11 protein-coding genes are annotated in these 13,921 nt (G+C 69.4%); 4 read left to right on the top strand and 7 right to left on the bottom strand.

Features of this window, described 5'->3' with window-relative positions:
- The 5 genes from BM349_RS14080 to BM349_RS14060 form a co-directional block, all read right to left on the bottom strand.
- Complete coding sequence (locus BM349_RS14080; RefSeq protein WP_091707543.1) at positions 1 to 984, bottom strand: carbohydrate ABC transporter permease; 984 nt, start codon at positions 982 to 984, stop codon at positions 1 to 3.
- On the bottom strand, positions 981 to 1,952 hold the full coding sequence (locus BM349_RS14075; RefSeq protein ID WP_091709339.1) for a carbohydrate ABC transporter permease: 972 nt from the start codon (positions 1,950 to 1,952) through the stop codon (positions 981 to 983). Before BM349_RS14075 ends, BM349_RS14080 begins: the two co-directional genes overlap by 4 nt.
- A 113-nt stretch (positions 1,953 to 2,065) precedes the next feature.
- The gene (locus tag BM349_RS14070) at positions 2,066 to 3,436 is read right to left on the bottom strand and encodes an ABC transporter substrate-binding protein (protein WP_091709337.1); all 1,371 of its coding nucleotides are present in this window, start codon (positions 3,434 to 3,436) and stop codon (positions 2,066 to 2,068) included.
- 41 nt (positions 3,437 to 3,477) lie between these two features.
- Positions 3,478 to 5,220 (bottom strand): glycoside hydrolase family 13 protein, encoded by a 1,743-nt coding sequence (locus BM349_RS14065; RefSeq protein WP_091707542.1) that lies wholly within the window; start codon positions 5,218 to 5,220, stop codon positions 3,478 to 3,480.
- Positions 5,221 to 5,456: 236 nt separating this feature from the next.
- Entirely contained in the window at positions 5,457 to 6,464 is a 1,008-nt protein-coding gene (locus BM349_RS14060) for a LacI family DNA-binding transcriptional regulator (protein ID WP_091707541.1), read from the bottom strand.
- 205 nt (positions 6,465 to 6,669) lie between these two features.
- On the opposite strand from BM349_RS14060, the gene BM349_RS14055 reads away from it, so the two are divergent.
- The 3 genes from BM349_RS14055 (at position 6,670) to BM349_RS14045 (ending at position 9,571) form a co-directional block, all read left to right on the top strand.
- A complete protein-coding gene (locus BM349_RS14055) occupies positions 6,670 to 8,052 on the top strand; it encodes a cryptochrome/photolyase family protein (RefSeq protein ID WP_254773914.1) in 1,383 nt (460 codons plus the stop codon).
- Positions 8,053 to 8,156: 104 nt separating this feature from the next.
- Positions 8,157 to 8,459 (top strand): TM2 domain-containing protein, encoded by a 303-nt coding sequence (locus BM349_RS14050; RefSeq protein WP_091707539.1) that lies wholly within the window; start codon positions 8,157 to 8,159, stop codon positions 8,457 to 8,459.
- A gap of 53 nt (positions 8,460 to 8,512) precedes the next feature.
- The gene (locus BM349_RS14045) at positions 8,513 to 9,571 is read left to right on the top strand and encodes an MsnO8 family LLM class oxidoreductase (protein WP_091707538.1); all 1,059 of its coding nucleotides are present in this window, start codon (positions 8,513 to 8,515) and stop codon (positions 9,569 to 9,571) included.
- Between the two features lie 6 nt (positions 9,572 to 9,577).
- Here the strand turns inward: BM349_RS14045 and pheA are convergent, their stop codons facing one another.
- Entirely contained in the window at positions 9,578 to 10,531 is a 954-nt protein-coding gene (pheA, locus tag BM349_RS14040) for a prephenate dehydratase (RefSeq protein ID WP_091709335.1), read from the bottom strand.
- A gap of 74 nt (positions 10,532 to 10,605) precedes the next feature.
- Between pheA and pgm the strand changes: the two genes are divergently transcribed.
- Positions 10,606 to 12,252 carry a phosphoglucomutase (alpha-D-glucose-1,6-bisphosphate-dependent) gene (gene pgm / locus BM349_RS14035; protein WP_091707537.1) on the top strand — a complete coding sequence of 549 codons (1,647 nt, stop codon included), beginning with the start codon at positions 10,606 to 10,608 and terminating at the stop codon, positions 12,250 to 12,252.
- Positions 12,253 to 12,369: 117 nt separating this feature from the next.
- Here pgm and BM349_RS14030 read toward each other — a convergent pair whose 3' ends face one another.
- Positions 12,370 to 13,917, bottom strand: a complete 1,548-nt coding sequence (locus tag BM349_RS14030) for a carboxylesterase/lipase family protein (protein WP_091707536.1) — start codon at positions 13,915 to 13,917, stop codon at positions 12,370 to 12,372.
- Positions 13,918 to 13,921: the final 4 nt, after the last annotated feature.

Raw genomic sequence — 13,921 nt, 5'->3', positions numbered from 1 at the left:
TCAGCCCTTGACCGCTCCCCCGAGGCCGGCTGAGCGCAGGAACACGGATTGGAACACGAGGAACATCGCGATCGGGATGAGAGTGGCGATCGCGAGCGCCGCGAGGAACACGTCGAGCTCGGTCTGCGACTGCACATCCGGGAGGCGCACCGACAGCGGCTGCACGGCGGGGTCGGGCAGGACGAGCTTCGGCCAGAGGTAGTCCTTCCAGGCCGCGATGATCGCGAACACCGACACGACGCCGAGGATCGGCTTGCTCATGGGCAGCACGATCGACCAGAACAGCCGGAACGGGCCGGCGCCGTCCGTCTTCGCGGCTTCGAAGATCTCGCGGGGCAGATTGTCGAAGAAGCGTTTGACCAGCAGGATGTTGAATGCGTTGGCCGCCATCGGCAACCACACGGCGAGGTAATTGTTCAGCAGGGTCGCATCGCCCAGCAGCGGCGGATTGACGATCGTGAGGTACAGCGGCACCAGCAGCACGATGCCCGGGATGAAGAGGGTGGCCAGCACGAGTGCGTTGAGCACCGGCGCGTACTTCGGCCGCAGCACCGAGAGCGCGTAGCCGGCGGTCGTCGCGATGAACAGCTGCGAGAACCACGCCCCGCCCGCGATCACGATCGTGTTCCAGAAGTACAGGTCGATGTGGATGTCGTTCCACGCCGTGGACAGGTTCGCCCAGTCCACCCCGTTCGGCCAGAGTGCGAACGGCTGCGACAGGGTGTCCTGGGTGGGGGTGATCGCCGACTTCGCCAGCCACAGGATCGGTCCCAGCCCGGCGACCACCAGGCTGATGAACAGGAACGCGTGGGTCACGGACATCCCGAAGCGGGTCGAGCGACGCCGCCGCTCGCTGTCCGACACGATCGAGCGCTCGCTCAGATCGTCGAGCGAATCGCGCTTGCGCCCGCCGCCCAGGCCGCGTCGCGACAGGAATCCGCGGATGCCCTCCCTGCCCTCGGCCGTGGAGATCGTGGTGGTCATGTCGTGCTCCAGCGGTTGGTGAGCTTGAAGTAGAGCCACGACAGGATCGCGAGCACGATCGCGAGCAGCACCGACACGGCCGTCGCCTCGCCGTAGTCACCGCCCAGGCTGTTGCGGAACGCCTTGTTGTAGATGTACAGCAACACCGTCGTCGTCGAGCCGACCGGGCCGCCCCCGGTGAACAGGAAGGGCTCGAGGAACACCTGCGCGGTCGCGATCACCTGCAGGATCAGCATGATGAAGAGGATGCCGCGCAGCTGCGGCAGCGTCACATGCCAGACCTTCTGCCAGATGCCCGCGCCGTCGACCTCGGCCGCGTCATAGAGCTCGGGCGGGACGGACAGCAGGGCGGCCAGATAGATGATGATGCTCCCGCCGGCTGCGGCCCAGGTCGCCTCGAGCACGAGCGACGGCATCGCCTGCACCGCGCTCTGGATCCACGGCTGCGGCGGGATGCCGAACCATCCCAGGATCGTGTTGAACACGCCGTTCGCGTCGGCGCCGTAGAAGACCTTCCACAGCAGCACGGCGACCACCGGCGGGATGACCACCGGCAGATACGCGAGCGCCGAGTACAGACCCTTGCCGCGCTTGACCTCGCTCATGAGCACCGCCATGAACAGCGGCAGCGGGAACCCGAACAGGAGTGCCAGGAGCGCGAAGTAGACGGTGTTGACGACCGCCCGGCCCAGATCGGGATCGCTCAGGATCGCGACGTAGTTGTCGAGTCCCACCCACTCCGAGACGATCATGTTCGTCTTCTGGAAGCTCATGATCACCGACTGGACGATCGGCGACCACGAGAAGAAGAAGAACACGAAGATCATCGGCAGCAGGAACAGCAGATTCCACAGCCCCCCGCCGCGGTACCAGGTCACCGGGCTGCGCCGCGGCCTGCGTCGCGTCGCGGCCCGGGACGCGGGAGGGGAGTCGGCGGGGGCCGCGCTCTCCTGGGTCATCGTCGTCATCGTCGACTTTCTGCTGTCGGTGCGGGTGCGGGCGGCGTTCCGTCTCGCTTCGCTCACTCGACGACCGGGCGAGGGGTCCGGTCGTCGAGGAGGAGCGAAGCGAGACGGAGCGATTACTCGTCGAGCTTGGACTGCGCCTCTTCCTGTGCCGTTGCGAGCAGGGCGTCGATGTCGGCGTTCTGATCCGTCAGGACGGCCTGCACGAGCTCGTCGAGAAGAGAGTAGATCTCCTGCGTCTTCTTCTTCGGCTCGCCCACCGGGGTCTGGTCCCAGATCGCGTCGGTGAACGGCGTCATCTGGTCGCGCGGCACATTGATGTACGGCTCGATCCACACGAGGGACTCCTCGTACAGCTCACGGCTGAGCACCGGCAGCACCGGCGTTCCGACGGCCTGGTCGGACTCGGCCAACGTCTTGGCGTCCAGCACCGCGGCGTCCTCGTTGAGCAGCTTCTGCATGTAGTACCAGTCGATCCACATCACGGCCGCGGCCTTCGTCGTGTCATCGACCGTGGGGCTGATCACCGCGATGTCGCCGCCGCCGAGGGTGCCGGGGTCCTCGCCCTCAACCGGAACGACTGCGAGGCCGTAGACCGCCGGGTCGAGCCCGAAGTCGCGCACCAGGGCGGTGTAGACATCCGACCCGGACGTGTACATGCCGATGTTGCCCGCCGCGAACTCCTGGTTGATCGTGCCCCAGTCGAGGTCGAACTTCGACCCGAACGAGTCGTCCTCCCAGCGGAGGGCCTTGAGGAACTCGAGCGTGGCACGGGTGCCGTCGTTGTCGATCGTCGACTCGGCCGAGCCGTCCTGGTTGTCGACCTGGGTGCGACCGCCGCGGGCGACGGTCTGCGCGGTCAGCTGCCATCCGCCGGTGTTGTTGATCGCCATCTGGGCGTAGCCGGCCTTGCCGGTCGCGTCGTGGATCTGCTTGGCGTACTCGCGGACCTCGTCCCAGGTGGTCGGCGGCTGGTCGGGGTCGAGTCCCGCCTGCTCGAACAGGTCGCGGTTGTAGTGCAGGCCCATGGCGTACGCCTGGCGCGGGAACCCGTAGATCCGGCCGTCGTCGCCGGTCACCCCGTCGAGGATGATCGGGTTGAAGCTGTCGGTGTAGCCGAGCTCGTCCATCGCGTCGGTGACGTCCATAAGCTGGTCGTTCTCGAGGAGCGTCTTCGCGTCCGTGAACGGGACCGTGAACACGTCGGGGAGGCTGCCGCCCGCGAGCTGCACCGCGAACGTCGGGCCTTCCCATTCGTACTCGACACCGATGATGTCGATGTCGGGGTTCTCCTCCTCGAACTGCGCCTCCTGGGCGGCGAACGCCTCGTACGCCGCGGCGTCGGCTCCCGGCGGGAACGTGGCGACCCGCAGCTCCGTCTTGCCGCTGCCGTCGTCACCCCCTCCGCCGGTCGAGCAGCCGACGAGTGCGCCGACCGTCGCCAACGTGGCGACACCGGCGAGCAGGACCCGTGCTGGTGACTTCATCGTCATTTCCTTTCGTGTGCGGGATGCCGCGTGCCGACGCGTCATCCCGCGGGGTGGGTTGTGGTGGTGAGGGAGGTGAGGCGAAGCCACGCGGTGGAATCGCCGGGGAGCGAGGCACCCTCCAAGGGGGAGCTCGCGAGGAGGATCTGTCCGCCGGCGCCGATCAGGGGGCCGAGGGAGACAGGGTCTTCGCCGGTGTTCACGATGCAGGCGAAGTCGTCGCCGCGCCGGAAGGCCAGGACGTCATCTGCTCCGGGAAGGGCGTCATCCCACCAGTCGAGGTCGCCGTCGCCCAGTGCGGGCAGGTCACGGCGCAGGGCGAGCGCATCGCGGTACAGCGAGAACGTCGAATGCGGATCCGATCGCTGGGCCTCGACCGTGAGCGCGCGCCACTGGGGCGGCTGCGGCAGCCAGGTGCGGGACCCGTCGGGGCTGAAGGCGAACGGAGGCTCATCGCCGGCCCAGGGCAGCGGGACGCGGCATCCGTCACGGCCGGGGTCCACCCCGCCGGAGCGGTAGTGCATCGGGTCTTCGATCAGGTCCCGGGGCAGGTCCTCGACCTCGGGCAGACCGAGTTCGTCGCCCTGGTAGATGTAGAGGCTGCCCGGCAGCGCGGCGACCAGGAGGGCCGCTGCTCGTGCGCGGTTGCGGCCCAGCTCGGGATCGGTGGGCACGCCGAACCGCTTCTTGAGGAACGCGAAGGTCGTGTCGGCGCGTCCATAGCGCGTCACCGGACGGGTGACGTCGTGGTTGGAGAGCACCCAGGTGCTCGGTGCGCCGACCGGCGCGTGCGCGGCGAGGGTCTGCCGGATCGACTCCCTGAAGGAGGCCGCGCCCCACGGACGCGCGAGGAAGTCGAAGTTGAACGCGGTGTGCATCTCGTCATCGCGCAGGTACGCGGCGAACCGGTCGATGTCGGGCACCCAGATCTCCCCGACCAGCACCCGGGTGCCGGCGTACGAGTCGGCGATCGCGCGCCACGAGCGGTACACGTCGTGGAGCTCGTCGCGGTCTTCGGTGGGGTGCTGTCCGGGGCCCTGCTTCTCGCCGACCTCGGGCAGGTCGGCATCCTTGATCAGCAGGGCCGCGGAGTCGATGCGCACGCCTGCGACGCCGCGGTCGAACCAGAACCTCAGGATCTCCTCGTGCTCCCGGCGGACGTCGGGGTGGTTCCAGTTCAGGTCGGGCTGCTCGGGCGTGAACATGTGCAGGTACCACTCCCCCGGCGTGCCGTCCGGGTTCGTCGTGCGCGTCCAGGTCTCGCCCTGGAAGCTCGAGACCCAGTGCGTCGGGATCTCATCGCCGTTCTCGCCCTTTCCGGGGTGGAACCAGAACCGCTCGCGCGCCGGGCTGCCGGGTTCGGCGGCGAGCGCCTCCTGGAACCACGGGTGCTGGTCGCTGATGTGATTCGGCACCACGTCGATGATCGTGCGGATGCCGAGCGCGAGCGCCTCGCGGATGAGCGCCTCCGCGTCGGCGAGTGTGCCGAACTGCGGGTGGATGTCGCGGTAGTCGACGACGTCGTACCCGCCATCGGCCATCGGGCTCGGGTACCAGGGGTTGAACCAGATCGCATCGACACCGAGGTCCTTGAGGTAGCCCAGGTGCGCGCGGACCCCCGCGAGATCCCCGGTTCCGTCCCCGTCGGCGTCCGCGAAGCTGCGGACGTAGACCTGATAGATCACGGCCGAGCGCCACCACAGGGGGTCGTGCGTGGGGGGCTGAGCGGTCGCCGCTCGGGCCGTTCGGGTCAGGACGTCGCTGTCCACGGAACTCCTCGTCATCGATGGAAGGACTCGATGGAGCGAATGTATTCTGCTCGCGCGAATTACGCAAGTCTTGGACAGATTGACGCAAGATTACGATTTTGCAACGACACCTGTCCAGAGCGATCCGCCACAGCCTTCCGTGTCCCACTTCTGCACCCATGGCGCGGTGTGTCGCATGCAGAAGTGGGACACGGATAGCGGGGCCGGGGATGCTGCACCCAGCGCGCGGCAGGCGAGCGGTCCGAGCGGGGTCAGGCGGGGGCGGGACCCGTCGAGGAGCGGAGGACCAGTTCGGGCTCGAAGAGCAGCTCGTCGCCCGCCTCGGTCGTGCCGGCGATCTGCGAGAGGAGCAGGTCGATCACGGTCCGACCCATCGACTCGATCGGCTGGCGCACCGTCGTCAGCGGAGGCTCGGTGCAGCTCATCAGCGCGGAGTCGTCGTAGCCGACCACGCTCACGTCGTTCGGCACCGCGAGCCCCGCGCGGCGTGCGGCGCGGACCGCCCCGAGGGCCAGAAGATCGCTCGCGCAGACGATCGCCGTCGCGCCTGCGGCGAACAGCCGGGTCGCACCCGCCTGCCCGGACTCGAGGGAGTACAGCCCGCGCACGATGAGCGCCTCGTCCAGCGGCGTGCCGAGCCGCTCGAGGAGCGGGCGAGCGGCCGCGAGCTTGCGCTGGGAGGGGATGTGGTCGATCGGCCCGAGCAGCATCCCGATCCGCCGATGGCCGAGCTGGTGCAGGTGCAGGATCGCCTGCTCGGCGGCTGCGGCGTCGTCCGTCGACACGGTCGCGAAGTCGAGCGTGGCGATGCGCGCGTTCACGAGCACCGTCGGAAGGTTGACCTGGCGCAGGCGCAGGTAGTGCTCGTGCGGCGAGTCCGCCTGACTGTAGTTGCCGCCGAGGAAGATCACGCCCGAGACCTGCTGCTGCAGGAGCAGGTCGACGTAATCGGATTCCGTGATGCCGCCGGTGTTCTGCGTGCACAGCAGCGGCGTGTAGCCGTTCTGCGTGAGCCCTCCGCCGACGATCTCGGCGAGCGCCGGGAAGATCGGGTTGGTGAGCTCCGGGAGCACCAGTCCGACGAGGCGGGCTCGCTCGCCGCGCAGCTTGGTCGGGCGCTCGTATCCGAGCACGTCGAGCGCGGTCAGCACCGCCTGGCGGGTCGCCTCGGACACCCCGGGCTTGCCGTTGAGCACGCGACTGACGGTCGCTTCGCTCACACCGACCTTGCGTGCCACCTCTGCCAGTCGCTTCGACATGGCGTCAGTGTACGCAAGAACTTGCATGGTTGCGCAAGTCCTTGCGTTATCGCCTGCAGAGGCGATCTGCCCCTTGCCGGGCTTCGACCCTGCGGAAAGCAGGTCGGGCGTCCTCGATCGCGGTGGTCTGCCCCGCAGCGCTGGCAGACCCGGCGGCGTGCGTCAACCCGCCGACCTGAAGGCCCGGCGCAGATACGATCCGAGGGTGAGCAAGCCGTCGATCGTGTGGTTCCGAGATGACCTGCGCATCGCCGACAACCCCGCTCTGCGTGCGGCCGTCGACCTGGGCGTACCGGTCATCGGCGTGTACGTCCTCGACGAGGAGTCCGACGGCATCCGTCCGCTCGGCGGAGCAGCCAGGTGGTGGCTGCACGGCAGCCTCCGCTCGCTGGCCGAGCGCCTCGCCGAGCGGGGCGGGCGACTCGTGCTGCGTCGAGGACCCGCGGGTCATGTCGTGCGGGAGATCGTCGCGGATGCCCACGCCGGAGCGGTCTTCTGGAACAGGCGATACGGAGCGCCCGAGCGGGAGGTCGACACCGAGCTGAAAGACGGTCTGCGCGCAGACGGGCTGACGGTCGAGTCCTTCGCGGCATCCGTCCTGTTCGAACCGTGGACCGTCCGGACGGGGGCGGGCACGCCCTTTTCCGTGTTCACCCCGTTCTGGCGCGCATGCCAGGGGCTGCCGCCGCCGCGCGCGCCCCTGCCCGAGCCGCGGCAGATCTCGTCACCGCGCGCCGCGATCGCCGGCGACGACCTCGACGACTGGATGCTGCTGCCCACCGCCCCCGACTGGGCGGGCGGCCTGCGCGAGACGTGGGAGCCCGGCGAGCCCGCCGCACGGTCCCGGCTGCGCACCTTCCTCGACGAGGATCTGGGTTCGTACGACCACTCCCGCGACGAACCGGCCACCGGCTCGACCTCGCGCCTGTCGCCGCATCTGCGCTGGGGGGAGATCAGCCCCAATACGGTATGGCACGAGACCGTCGCGGCACGCGGGACCGGCGCGCACGCGGCATCCGCGGCGCGATTCCTCTCCGAGCTCGGCTGGCGCGACTTCGCGTGGCACACGCTGTTCCACTCCCCCGAGCTCGCCACCCGCAACTGGCGGCCGGAGTTCGACGCCTTCCCATGGCCGCGACTGAAGCCGACCCAGCTCGAGGCGTGGCAGCAGGGCCGCACCGGAGTGCCGCTCGTGGATGCCGGAATGCGCGAACTCTGGCATACGGGCTTCATGCACAACCGCGTCCGCATGGTCGTCGGATCCTTCCTCGTGAAGAACCTCCTGATCGACTGGCGCCGCGGCGAGCAGTGGTTCTGGGACACGCTCGTGGACGCGGACGCAGCATCCAACCCCTTCAACTGGCAGTGGGTGGCAGGTTCGGGGGCGGATGCCGCGCCGTACTTCCGCGTGTTCAACCCGGAGCTGCAGGCGAAGAAGTTCGACTCGCACGGCGAGTACATCCGGCAATGGGCGCCCGAGCACCTCGGCGCCGCCGAGGATCTCGCACCGCAGCCGATCGTCGACCTGACCGAGACGCGCAAGGCCGCGCTCGCCGCCTACGAGCAGATGCGCCGCGCGTCGCGATGACCTGCGGCCGCGACCGCCGCAGTTCGACACATTCGGGTTGACCCCCGTGTGCTCCGCGCCGAGGCGTCGTACTCTCAAGACGACCTCGAGAGACAGGAGCCCTCATGTCCCAGCCCGTTCAGCCCGGCCCGCAGGACCCGGCCGCCCCGCCGCAGTACCCGGTCGTGCAGCAGAACGCCGCTCCCGCACCGGCACAGCTGAGCCCGAAGTCGTGGCTCGCGACCCTGCTCCTGTCGATCTTCCTCGGCGAGCTCGGCATCGACCGCTTCTACCTCGGCAAGGTGGGCACCGGCATCCTCAAGCTCATCACGCTCGGCGGATTCGGAATCTGGTGGATCATCGACATCATCCTCACGATCGCGGGTGCGGCGACCGACAAGCAGGGTCGCGTCGTCAAGAACACGTAGGCGGGGCGCCCGGAGCGGAATAGAGCAGTCGCCTTCCGCGGTTGGCACTGGAGATGTCCAGCTCCGCGCCGTTCCCCGCCCTCTCCGTCCTCGACCTCGTCCCGGTGCGCACCGGGCAGACCAGCGCGCAGGCGGTCGCCGCATCGCTGGGCCTTGTTGCGCGGGCCGACGAGCTCGGCTACCGCCGATACTGGTTCGCCGAGCATCACAACATGCCGGCGGTCGCCTCGACCACACCGCCGGTGCTCATCGCGGCGGCCGCGGCGCGCAGCAGTCGCATCCGCGTGGGCTCCGGCGGGGTCATGCTGCCGAATCACTCTCCGCTCGTGGTCGCCGAGCAGTTCGCCGCGCTGGAGGCTCTGGCTCCGGGACGCATCGACCTCGGCATCGGCCGGGCACCCGGCAGCGACCCGGTGATCACGCAGCTGCTGCGCATGTCGGGGACGACCTCGGACGTCGAGCGCTTCCCTGAGCACGTCCGCGACATCCTGTCGCTCGTCTCGGCCGAGGGCGCAACGGTGCGGTACACGAGCGGCGGGACGTACGACGTCCACTCGACACCGGCTGCTGAGGGCACCCCCGAGGTGTGGCTGCTGGGCTCGAGCGACTACTCGGCGCAGCTCGCGGCATCCCTCGGTCTTCCGTACGTGTTCGCGAACCACTTCTCGGGCGAGGGCCTCGAGCGCGCGCTCGACCTCTACCGCGGCGGATACCGTGCGACCGAGTCGAACCCCGAACCGCGCACCTTCCTCACGATCAACGCGGTCGCCGCGGCCACAGCCGAGGAGGCAGATGCGCGCGCACTGCCGCAGCTGCGGATGATGGCGCGCCTTCGGACCGGCAAGGCCCTCACCGCACTCGAGACCGTCGAAGAGGCCCGCGTGGCACTCGCGGCGGAGGCGGACGCTCCGGCGGAGGCGATCATGGCTGCCGCGCGACGGCGCTGGCTGGTCGGCACCGGCCCCGATGTCCGCACCCAGGTCGCCGAGTTCGCAGCGCGCTACGAGGTCGACGAGGTGATGATCTCGCCCGTCGCAGGCGCGTTCGAAGGCGAGCCGATGGATGCTGCGACCGCACGCCTGCAGACCGTGGAGCTGCTCGCGGCCGCGTGAGTACGATCAGGCTTCGGGTTCGCCGCTGACGAGGCCGCGCAGCCAGTCCCGTGCTTCCACGAACACGTCGTCGGAATAGCGCTCGGGGTAGTGCACGATCGCGCGATCGGCGCGCGGATACGACCCGAGGAAGATGACCTTGGGGCTGAAGCGGCGCAGGCCCAGCAGCGCGTCGGCCATGCGCTCATCCTCGATGTGGCCGTCGGCGTCGATCACGAAGCGGTACCGGCCGAGTGCGTCGCCGATGGGCCTCGATGCCAGCAGCGACAGGTTGATGCCGCGGGTCGCGAACTGCTCGAGCATCTCCAGCAGCGCACCGGGGTGGTCATCGGGCAGCTCCACGATGAGGGAGGTCTTGTCGGCGCCGGTGGGCGCGGGCGGGGCGACCGTCTTGCCGACCAGCACGAACCGGGTCACCGCGTTCGGGTTGTCGCCGATCTTCTCGGCGAGCAGGTCGAGCTCGTGATGCTCCAGGATGCCGGGCGGCGAGATCGCCGCATCCGCATCGCTCGTGCCGTCGAGCAGTCCGACGGCGCTGGCCACATTGCTGGACGCTGGGATGTGGGCGTGGGCGGGAAGCGCACGCGTGAGCCACTGCAGGCACTGCGCGTACGCGACCGGGTGTGCCGCGATGAGCGAGACGTCCTCGAGCTTCGTGCCGGGCCGTGCCACGAGCACGAAGTCCACCGGGACGAGGTACTCCCCCACGATCCGCAGACCGGGCATCGTGGCGAGCGCGTCCTGCGCGGTGGAGACGCCGCCGTCGATCGAGTTCTCGATCGCGATCATCGCGGCATCCGACCGACCGTCGACGACGTCCGCGAGCGCCTCGCCAACGTTGCGCACCGACCGCCAGGAGTGACCCCGTGCCTCGGGCACCTGCGCCAGCGCCGCCTCGGTGAACGTGCCGGCCGGGCCCAGGTAGCTGTACGTGCGGCGCGCATCAGGCTCGGAGGTCATCCGCATAGCCTAGCCACCGCCGCGAGAGTGCAGCGGGAGTTCCCGCAGAGCGCCGCACCAGGCAGACTGAGCACATGAGCACGCGTGCAGGACTTCCCGCCGAAGCATCCGATCTGATCGACATCGATGAGCTGATCAACGCCTACTACGACCGAAAGCCGGATCCCGCCGTCGCGGAGCAGCGCGTCGCGTTCGGCACGAGCGGCCACCGCGGATCGTCGCTGAGCACGAGCTTCAACGAGGACCACATCCTCGCCACGACCCAGGCGATCGTGGACTACCGAAACGCGCAGGGGATCGCCGGTCCGCTCTTCCTCGGTCGCGACACGCACGGGCTGTCGCTGCCGGCGGAGCGCAGCGCGATCGAGGTGCTCGTCGCGAACGGGATCGACGTTCGCGTCGACTCCCGCGACTCTTGGGTACCGACACCCGCGCTCAGCCACGCGATCCTCGCGTACAACCGCGGCCGGGCTCTGGATGACCCGGGTCGCGCGGACGGGATCGTCGTCACCCCGTCGCACAACCCTCCGCGCGACGGCGGCTTCAAGTACAACCCGCCGAACGGCGGACCGGCCGACACCGATGCGACCGGCTGGATCGCCGACCGTGCCAATTACTTCATCGGAGAAGGCCTCGACGGCGTCCGCCGCACGCGCTTCGCCGACATCGACGGCGACGCGCTCGGCGAGTACGACTTCCGCGAGGGCTATGTCCGCGACCTCGAGAACATCATCGACATCGACGCGATCAAGAAGGCCGGGGTGCGGATCGGCGCGGACCCGCTCGGCGGGGCGTCGGTCGAATACTGGGCGCTGATCGGCGAGCACTACGGGCTCGACCTCACGGTCGTCAATCCCGATGTGGATCCGACGTGGCGGTTCATGACGCTGGACTGGGACGAGAAGATCCGCATGGATCCCTCCTCGCCGTCGGCGATGGCCTCGCTGGTCGCCAAGCGGCACGACTACGACATCCTCACCGGCAACGATGCGGATGCCGACCGCCACGGCATCGTCACCCCCGACGCCGGGCTGATGAACCCCAACCACTACCTCGCGGTGGCGATCGACTACCTGTACGCGCACCGACCGGGCTGGCCGTCGGACTCGGCGGTCGGCAAGACCCTCGTCTCGTCGATGATCATCGACCGGGTCGCCGAGTCGCTCGGCCGCGCCCTGCTCGAAGTCCCCGTCGGATTCAAGTGGTTCGTGCCGGGTCTGCTCGACGGCTCCGTCGCGTTCGGGGGCGAGGAGTCGGCCGGAGCGTCGTTCCTGCGCACCGACGGCACCGTCTGGACCACGGACAAGGACGGCATCCTGCTGTGCCTCCTCGCCGCCGAGATCCTCGCCGTCACCGGGAAGACCCCGTCGCAGCGGTATGCCGAACTCGAGGAGACCTTCGGCTCGTCGGCCTACCAGCGCGTGGACGCACCTGCGACGCCGGCGCAGAAGGCGCAGCTGGCCAAGCTGTCGCCCGAGGCCGTCTCGGCCACCGAGCTTGCCGGCGAGCCGATCATCGCGAAGCTGTCCCACGCGCCGGGCAACGGCGCCGCGATCGGCGGGCTCAAGGTCGTCACCGAGCACGCGTGGTTCGCGGCCCGACCGTCCGGCACCGAGGACGTCTACAAGCTGTACGCCGAGTCGCTCCGCGGCGAGGAGCACCTCCGCGAAGTGCAGGAGGAGGCGCGCGCTGTCGTGGCCGAGGCCCTCGGCGGGGCGTAGGTCCCGGCATCCCTGCCTTCATCGGCGAAACCACCTCTTCTCGACGAACCCACCCCGTTTGGTCGGTCGATCATGGGTGGACTCGGCGAGAAGGGGTGGTTTGGCGGTGAGAGCTGGTCAGCCCAGCGGGAGCAGGGCGCTCCAGGCCAGACGGCGATCCGCGCGCGGGTCGGACTCGACTCGGTCGCGGTCGTCGATGATCAGTGTCAGTCGGTCGGGTTCGCTGTAGCGCGGCCACCCCAGTGGCGGTGCGCCCGTCGCAGCGAAGTGCAGCCACGCGTCCCGCATCCGCTCGCCTGCTCTGCTGAACACCTTGCGGCCGCCGAGCGAAGTCATCGTGCGGGTGATGGGTGCGTCAGCCTGCTCGAAGAGCGCGAACATCTCGACCCCGTGAGTGGCGTCCAGCCCCGCCCACCGCAGCAGCCGCGGTGCCACGTCGAAGCGGTAGAAATACACCGGCGCGAAGCGGGAGTGGCGCTCGGCCAGCGCGACGGACGGATACCAGAACGCATAGTCTCCGCCGAAGTCGGCCGCATGCGCTCCGCCCGGCAGCCCGGGGTATGCCAGCGCGATCGGGCCGCGATCGTCGGGCGCTCCCTGCGCGAGGACCGCCTCGATGCGGGGCGCAGACCGAGGAAGGATGTCGAGTCGTCCGCGGAAGATCGTGCCCTCCCGGTCGTTCGTGCCGATGATGAGCGGGACGCGGTGCGCCAGGCCGCTGCGGAACGTCGCCATCGGATGCCGCGGCACGAAGCGCCCGTCGACCACGGGTGCCAGGCAGAAGACTCCGGGAGTCTCTTCGGGCGTCCGCGCCTGCAGCACGAGGGCGGCATCCACCAGTTCGGACGCCTCCGCGCCGGTCAGCAGCGACACCGCCCGGGTGACGGGGAGCGGCGATCGACGCGCATCTCCGCTGCGTCGGCGCAGGATCTCGACGAACTGCTCGGCCCAGACGGCCGCCATCGAGCGGGAATACACCGCGTTCGGCGGGGCGCTCTGCGCGATCGCACGCGAGAACAGGCCCCGGGCGGCGGGTGTGGCCATGAGCGTCGTGACCGAGTTGGCGCCGGCGGACTCGCCGAACACGGTCACCCGCTCGGGGTCGCCTCCGAACGCGCTGATGTTGCGGCGCACCCAGAGCAGTGCGGCCACCTGATCACGCAGGCCGAGGTTCGAGTCGATCGGTCGCCGCGGCGTCGAGTAGCGCGAGAAGTCCAGGTAGCCCAGCGCGCCGAGACGATAGTTGAAGCTGACGTACACGACCTTGCCGGTGCGCACGAAGTTGCGTCCCTGGCCGCTGAAGTCCCGGGACGACCCGGTGCTGTAGCCGCCGCCGTGGATGAAGACGATGACGGGCATCGCCGGCGCGTCGGCCAGAGCAGACTCGGGCGCGATCACGTTGACGGTGAGGCAGTCCTCGCCCGAGGGCACGTCCGGGGAGACGCCCGTGAACTGCCCCTTGTGCGCCTGCGGGGCGACGAGCCCGAACATCGTGGCGTCCCGCGATCCGGGCCACGGCACGACCCGCCGAGGCGCGCGGAAGCGCAGCCGGCCGATCGGCGGCGCCGCATACGGGATGCCGCGCCACGCGATCGTTCCGTCTTCCCGGACACCGCGAACGAGCCCACCCGTCACGCGCACGTCCAATGAACGTGTGTTCCCCACGACT

The sequence above is a fragment of the Microbacterium sp. cf046 genome, from assembly GCF_900114345.1.
Classification (GTDB): Bacteria; Actinomycetota; Actinomycetes; order Actinomycetales; family Microbacteriaceae; genus Microbacterium.
The sequence above is the reverse complement of the archived record's forward strand: the minus strand, read 5'-3'. Positions and strand labels throughout refer to the sequence as shown.

Coding starts and splice junctions, on each gene's coding strand:
- BM349_RS14070 (WP_091709337.1), bottom strand. CDS start 3,436: ATGAAGTCACCAGCACGGGTCCTGCTCGCCGGTGTCGCCACGTTGGCG.
- BM349_RS14045 (WP_091707538.1), top strand. CDS start 8,513: ATGTCCAGCTCCGCGCCGTTCCCCGCCCTCTCCGTCCTCGACCTCGTC.
- BM349_RS14060 (WP_091707541.1), bottom strand. CDS start 6,464: ATGTCGAAGCGACTGGCAGAGGTGGCACGCAAGGTCGGTGTGAGCGAA.
- BM349_RS14075 (WP_091709339.1), bottom strand. CDS start 1,952: ATGACGACGATGACCCAGGAGAGCGCGGCCCCCGCCGACTCCCCTCCC.
- BM349_RS14080 (WP_091707543.1), bottom strand. CDS start 984: ATGACCACCACGATCTCCACGGCCGAGGGCAGGGAGGGCATCCGCGGA.
- pheA (WP_091709335.1), bottom strand. CDS start 10,531: ATGACCTCCGAGCCTGATGCGCGCCGCACGTACAGCTACCTGGGCCCG.
- pgm (WP_091707537.1), top strand. CDS start 10,606: ATGAGCACGCGTGCAGGACTTCCCGCCGAAGCATCCGATCTGATCGAC.
- BM349_RS14050 (WP_091707539.1), top strand. CDS start 8,157: ATGTCCCAGCCCGTTCAGCCCGGCCCGCAGGACCCGGCCGCCCCGCCG.
- BM349_RS14065 (WP_091707542.1), bottom strand. CDS start 5,220: ATGACGAGGAGTTCCGTGGACAGCGACGTCCTGACCCGAACGGCCCGA.